General features: G+C 49.5%; 5 protein-coding genes, 1 tRNA gene and 1 pseudogene. 3 read left to right on the plus strand and 4 right to left on the minus strand.

Translation table 11 applies throughout. From position 1 onward, the window contains the following. Positions 1-80: 80 nt before the first annotated feature. The gene (locus HMPREF2596_RS02835; protein ID WP_070849507.1) at positions 81-1,358 is read right to left on the minus strand and encodes an O-acetylhomoserine aminocarboxypropyltransferase/cysteine synthase family protein; all 1,278 of its coding nucleotides are present in this window, start codon (positions 1,356-1,358) and stop codon (positions 81-83) included. Between the two features lie 192 nt (positions 1,359-1,550). Between HMPREF2596_RS02835 and HMPREF2596_RS11525 the strand changes: the two are divergent. After that, positions 1,551-1,761: pseudogene (locus HMPREF2596_RS11525) on the plus strand (IS30 family transposase); the annotation flags it as partial. A gap of 245 nt (positions 1,762-2,006) precedes the next feature. Here HMPREF2596_RS11525 and HMPREF2596_RS02845 read toward each other — a convergent pair. Beyond that, a tRNA-Ser gene (locus tag HMPREF2596_RS02845) sits at positions 2,007-2,097 on the minus strand. A 79-nt stretch (positions 2,098-2,176) separates the two neighbouring features. Continuing rightward, a complete protein-coding gene (gene yaaA / locus HMPREF2596_RS02850) occupies positions 2,177-2,956 on the minus strand; it encodes a peroxide stress protein YaaA (protein WP_049351213.1) in 780 nt (259 codons plus the stop codon). Between the two features lie 170 nt (positions 2,957-3,126). Here yaaA and HMPREF2596_RS02855 point away from each other — a divergent pair, with 170 nt between their 5' ends. Then, positions 3,127-3,516, plus strand: a complete 390-nt coding sequence (locus HMPREF2596_RS02855) for a RidA family protein (RefSeq protein ID WP_003746001.1) — start codon at positions 3,127-3,129, stop codon at positions 3,514-3,516. Between the two features lie 69 nt (positions 3,517-3,585). Next, positions 3,586-4,416 (plus strand): symmetrical bis(5'-nucleosyl)-tetraphosphatase, encoded by an 831-nt coding sequence (locus tag HMPREF2596_RS02860; protein WP_070849511.1) that lies wholly within the window; start codon positions 3,586-3,588, stop codon positions 4,414-4,416. Between the two features lie 54 nt (positions 4,417-4,470). Here the strand turns inward: HMPREF2596_RS02860 and HMPREF2596_RS02865 are convergent, their stop codons facing one another. Next, positions 4,471-5,844 carry an FAD-binding oxidoreductase gene (locus HMPREF2596_RS02865; protein ID WP_070849512.1) on the minus strand — a complete coding sequence of 458 codons (1,374 nt, stop codon included), beginning with the start codon at positions 5,842-5,844 and terminating at the stop codon, positions 4,471-4,473. Between the last annotated feature and the right edge of the window lie 263 nt (positions 5,845-6,107).

Raw genomic sequence — 6,107 nt, forward strand, 5'->3', positions numbered from 1 at the left:
GGAAAAGGCCGTCTGAAAAGAGATTTTCAGACGGCCTTTTTAAGCGGAGGCTTTTTTCATTTAATTAGCGCTACTGTTGCCTATGCCTGTGCGGCATCCAATGCCTGTGCCAAGTCGGCAAGCAAATCGTCGATATGCTCGATACCCACGCTCAGGCGTACCATGTCGGGGCTGACACCTGCTGCGGCGAGTTCTGCATCGTCAAGCTGACGGTGAGTCGTTGTAGCGGGATGGGTAGCCAGCGATTTGGCATCGCCGATATTCACCAAGCGCAGGAAGAGTTGCAGTGCGTCAATGAACTTCGCGCCAGCTTCACGACCGCCTTTAATACCGAAACTCAGCAAACCTGAGGCTTTTCCGCCGTAGTCTCGGTCAATCAAGGCTTTATACGGACTGTCGGGCAGGGCAGGATAGTTCACCCATTCGACCTGCGGATGTTTCTTTAAGAATTCGGCTACTTTTAGGGCGTTTTCGCAATGACGTTCCATACGCAGGGCGAGGGTTTCCAAACCTTGAAGCAGTAAAAATGCGCTGTGCGGAGACAGGGCGGCACCGGTGTTACGCAATGGGACGACACGGGCACGGGCGATATAGGCCGCCGCACCAAAATGTTCGCAGTAGTTTACGCCGTGGTAAGACGGATCAGGCTGATTGAAGGTTTTTTCAAAACGCGGATTGCCTGCCCATTGGAATTTGCCACCATCGATAATGGCACCGCCAATCGTTGTGCCATGGCCGCCGATGTATTTGGTCAGGGATTGGATAACGATGTCGGCGCCGTGCTCGATCGGGCGGAACAACGTGGGCGTAGCGACGGTATTATCTACTATTAAAGGCAGCCCTTGAGCGTGCGCGGCTTGGGCAAATGCTGGAATATCGACGACATTGATGGCAGGATTGCCGATGGATTCGCAATACACCAGTTTGGTGCGGCTGTCGGTATTGGCAGCAATTTCTTCGGGTTTGGCCGGATCGATAAAGCGTACTTCTATGCCTTGGCGTGGCAGGCTGTGGGCAAAGAAATTGTATGTGCCGCCGTAGAGGGTTTTGGTTGCAATGATGTTGTCGCCTGCTTCAACCAAGGTTTGAACGGCATAGGTAATTGCAGCCATACCGCTGGCGACAGCCAATGCGGCGATACCGCCTTCCAAACGGGCAACGCGTTCTTCCAAAACGGCAGTGGTCGGATTCATGATGCGGGTGTAGATATTGCCCGCTACATCAAGGTTGAACAAGTCTGCGCCGTGTTGTGTGTTGTCGAAAGTGTAGGAAGTGGTTTGGTAAATGGGGACAGCAGCGGATTTGGTAGTCGGTTCGGATTGATAGCCTGCATGCAGGGCAATGGTTTCCCGTTTCATTTAAATATCCTTGTAGCGATTAAATAATGATAAATAGAGGCCAGCAGATTCGGATTTGAAAGGCAAACTTTACATAACGGAAAAGTTCGGTATACAGCATACGGTCTTTCCTACAAGAAAGATTACCATGAACTACACGCAACTGACCTAAGAATAACGATACCACATTCAAGACCTGTCCTGCCACCACACCATCATCGAATGACACCCCATCACAATACCGTTTACCGCGACCTTCTCCAAGATAAAAGCAACGGCGGTACTCTGTGGCAATATCTCGAAATATGCAGCAAACCCTACCGCAAACGATACGGCGGCACACAGACCTGAAGCAAAATGCACAATTGCGTCGGCATAGGAAAAGCCCAGCATGGTTGAGAGAAAATTCCGCATTGGTGATGGGTAGGCTGATGCCATTGACGGCAAAGATTAGAAAAGCGGAGACCTTCGCAAAAGTCCCCCAAGTCTCTAAATGTCTGGGTAGGACTTTAGGGATTTGGGGGAATTTTAAAGGTATTAGGCCGTCTGAAACTGAGTTATAGAAAGTTTCAGACGGCCTTTACGGGATTCTTTGGATTTGAAAATAAAAAAAGACTTGAATCATCAAGTCTCTCATTTCATTTTCACTAGATAAAAAAATATCAAGAATGGCGGAAGCGGTGAGATTCGAACTCACGGAGGGCTATCAACCCTCGACGGTTTTCAAGACCGTTGCATTAAACCGCTCTGCCACGCTTCCGTTCTTGAAGCCGTAATACTAATGGAACTTACGGCCTTTGCCAAGTGGTATTTTAGGGAAAATATCTAGTATTTTGTTTTTATTTGGATTGTTCTTCACGCATGAATACCCATTCGGCTTCGTTTGAAGCTGCCTCATTGAATGAATAGCCCTCGTAGTCGAAATTTTTGAGCATTTCAGGCTCGGTAATGCCGTGTTCTGCCGCGTAGCGCACCATCAAACCGCGCGCACGTTTGGCGTAGAAGCTGATGATTTTGTATTTGCCGTTTTTCTCGTCTTTAAAAATCGGCGTAATCAGGCGTGCGTTGAGTTTTTTGGTGTTGACGGATTTGAAATATTCTTGTGAGGCGAGGTTGATTAAAACGTCGCTGTCGGCCTGCTTCAGCGTTTGGTTGAGCAGGTCGGTAATTTTATCGCCCCAAAATTCGTAGAGGTTTTTACCGCGTGAGTTGGCAAAGGCCGTGCCCATTTCCAAGCGGTAGGGCTGCATCAAGTCGAGCGGGCGCAGTACGCCGTATAGGCCGGAGAGCAGGCGGACGTGTTGTTGCAGGTAGTCGATTTGTTCCGGCTTGAGCGTATCGGCGGCGATGCCTTCATAGACGTCGCCGTTGAACATAAATACGGCCTGCTTGGCGTTTTCAGGTGTAAACGGCGTGTGCCATACGGCATTGCGTTCTGCGTTGAGCAGGGCGATTTTGTCGGAAACATGCATCAGCTCGGCGATTTGTTGAGGGGCAAGCTGACGCAACTCCTGCATCAGGATTTCTGCTTCGGGCAGAAGGTCGGGCTGGGTAAAGCTGCTGACGGGAGAGGGGTCTTTTTCGTTGAGGTTTTTGGCTGGGGATAAGACAAAAAACATAATAATTTCGGCTTTGAAATGAATAATGTGTGGGATTGTAGGTTTAAAATCGAGGAAGAACAAGACGGGCTAAACGCATTAATTGAATGCTTTTATTGAAACGTATTTCTGTTGAAAGTAAAATTCGAAGCTTCCACCTGATTCTGACATTTCTATTTGAGGAGAATATCATGTCTAAAACCATTATCCATACCGACAAAGCCCCTGCCGCAATTGGCGCATACAGCCAAGCAGTCCGCGCAGGCGATACGGTTTATATGAGCGGTCAGATTCCTTTGGATCCGGCTACGATGACTGTGGTCGGTAATGGCGACTTCCGGGCAGAAGCCGTGCAAGTATTTAAAAACCTGCAAGCCGTAGCCGAAGCGGCCGGCGGTTCTTTGAACGATATCGTCAAACTCAATGCTTATTTGACCGATTTAGCCAACTTTGCCGTGTTTAATGAAGTGATGGCTGAATTTATCGAACAACCTTTCCCTGCGCGTGCGGCAGTTGGCGTGGCCAGCCTGCCTAAAGGCGTTCAGGTTGAAGCGGAAGCAGTATTGGTTTTAAACGCATAATTGATGTTTCAGACGGCTTGGGCTGGGCTTGAGGCCGTCTGAAAAGAATAACAACGGAAAACAATAATAATGGCACATTACGCAATCGGAGATATTCAAGGCTGCTTTGACGAGCTGACTTTGTTGCTTGCCAAAATCGGTTTTAATCATGGTACGGACACCCTTTGGCTGGTCGGCGATATTGTCAATCGCGGCCCGAAGTCCTTGGAAACCCTGAAATTTGCCAAAGAGCATGACAGCAGCGTGCAAATGGTTTTGGGTAATCATGATTTGCATCTTTTGGCAGTCGGTTGCGGTGAAGGAACACTCAAGCGCAGCGATACGGTTGAGCCGATTTTGACCCATCCCGAGAGTCAATCCCTATTGGACTGGCTGCGTCATCAACCGCTTTTGGTGCGCGGCAACAGGCATGTGATGGTGCATGCCGGTATTTTGCCGCAATGGTCGGTTGATAAGGCTGAAAGCCTTGCACGTGAAGCTGAGGATGAATTGCAAGGTAAAAAATACAGGAAATTTTTTGGCAAAATGTACGGCAACAAGCCGACTGCGTGGACGGATGATTTGACCGGCTATGAGCGCCTACGCATGATTATCAACGTCTTTACCCGTATGCGTGCGCTGACGTACAAAGGCGAATTGGATTACGAATATAAATCCACTTTGAAGAAAATGCCGCTTTACCTGCGCCCTTGGTTTAAAGCACCTGATAGGCAGAATTTGGATTATATTACCGTGTTCGGGCATTGGTCGTCGTTGGGCTACGTTAATACAGACCAAGTAATTGCTTTGGATACCGGCGCGTTGTGGGGCGGAGAGCTGACGGCGGTCAATTTGGATACCAATGAAGTAATACAGGTACCGTCTTTGGGCGGATTGGACTGGAAAACGGCATTGAAATAGTTTGGATAAGATGAAAGGCCGTCTGAAATGTTTCAGACGGCCTTTTTGTATTGGTTAATCCAAAGAAGGCAGGAGTTTGCCCGGATTCATGATGCCATAAGGGTCAAGCTGATTTTTGATGGCATGCATCAGAGCAAGTTCGGCTTGTGTGCGCACTCGGGGCAGCCAATGTTTTTTGATGATGCCTACGCCGTGTTCGGCAGCAATCGTGCCGTGGCAGGCAAGGATGTTTTCATAAACAATGGTATTGACGGCATCTTCGTATTGGTAGGCTTCGTTGCTCAATACGTTGGGTAGGAATGTATTGTAATGCAGGCTGCCGTCGCCTAAATGTCCGAAACAGACAATTTGTATGCCGGGGAAACGGGTTTCCAAGGCAGGCGCGCATTGGCGGACAAAAGCGGCTACTTGGGCGATAGGGACGGCGATGTCGTGTTTGATGCTGGTGCCGAGTTTGCGTTGGGAGGCGGAAATATTTTCACGCAAGGTCCATAAATCGGAGCGCTCTTGCTCGGATTGCGCCAAGATGCTGTTTTCCCATCCGTTTTGATAGAGAAATTCGGCAAGCTTTTCATCCAAACCTGCGTCGGGAACAGAGTCGGCAAGTTCAATCAAAATATGCCATTCCGCATCGGCAGGCTTTTTGAGTTGGCTGAATTCCGAAGATAAATCAAGGGCAAAGCGGCTGATCAGCTCGAAGCTGGTCAAACGTTCGGCAAAATGGCCTTGCACAGCGGTCAAAAGCGAGACGGCAGATTCAATATCATCTAGGCCTACCCATGCGGTCGCTTTGGTTTTGGGCCGGGCAAAGAGTTTGAGTGTGGCGGCGGTAATGATGCCCAATGTTCCTTCGCTGCCGATAAAAAGATGGCGCAAGTCGTAGCCGGTTGTGTTTTTGTGCAGGGGCTGAAGGTGGGAAATCAGTTCGCCGTTGGGTAAAACGACTTCCAAACCCAATACCAAATCACGCATGCTGCCGTAACGCAAGACATTCAAACCGCCGGCATTACAGGCGATATTGCCGCCGATTTGGCAAGAGCCTTCGCTGGCAAGGCTGAGCGGAAACAGTCGTCCTGCTTTGTCTGCCGCTTTTTGGGCATTTTGTAAAATCACGCCGGCCTCAACCGTCATGCTGTTGTCGGCAAGGTTGATATCGCGGATGCGGTTGAGCTTGGAGAGGTTGAGCAGTACGCCTTCTGCGGTTACCGTTGCGCCGCATAATCCGGTATTGCCGCCTTGCGGGGTGACGCGGATGCGGTTTTCAAAACAGAAACGCATGATTTTCTGCACGCTTTCGACAGAGTTCGGCTGTAAGACAATATCCGGAGAAGAAGTAAAACGGCGGCGTTGGTCGTTTAACAAGGCCGGAGTGGCTTCGATGATTTCAGAGGCAGAAAGAAACGTTGCAAAACGGTTGTGAAGGTGCATGGCAGTCAGGCGGAAAAGTCGGGAAGGGGAGTGAGAGGAATGTAAAAAAGCAGGATACGCAATGGTATCCTGCTTTTTTTATATTCAAAAGAATATTATTTAGCAGCTTCAGAAGCGGCAGAAGCAGCGGCATCAGTAGCAGACGCAGCAGCTTCAGTAGCAGAAGCAGCGGCTTCAGTAGCAGAAGCAGCAGCTTCGGTAGCGGCAGAAGCAGCGGCATCAGCAGTAGAAGCAGCAGCTTCAGTAGCAGAAGCAGCGGCTTC

This window comes from Neisseria sp. HMSC078C12, assembly GCF_001838065.1.
Lineage (GTDB): Bacteria > Pseudomonadota > Gammaproteobacteria > Burkholderiales > Neisseriaceae > Neisseria.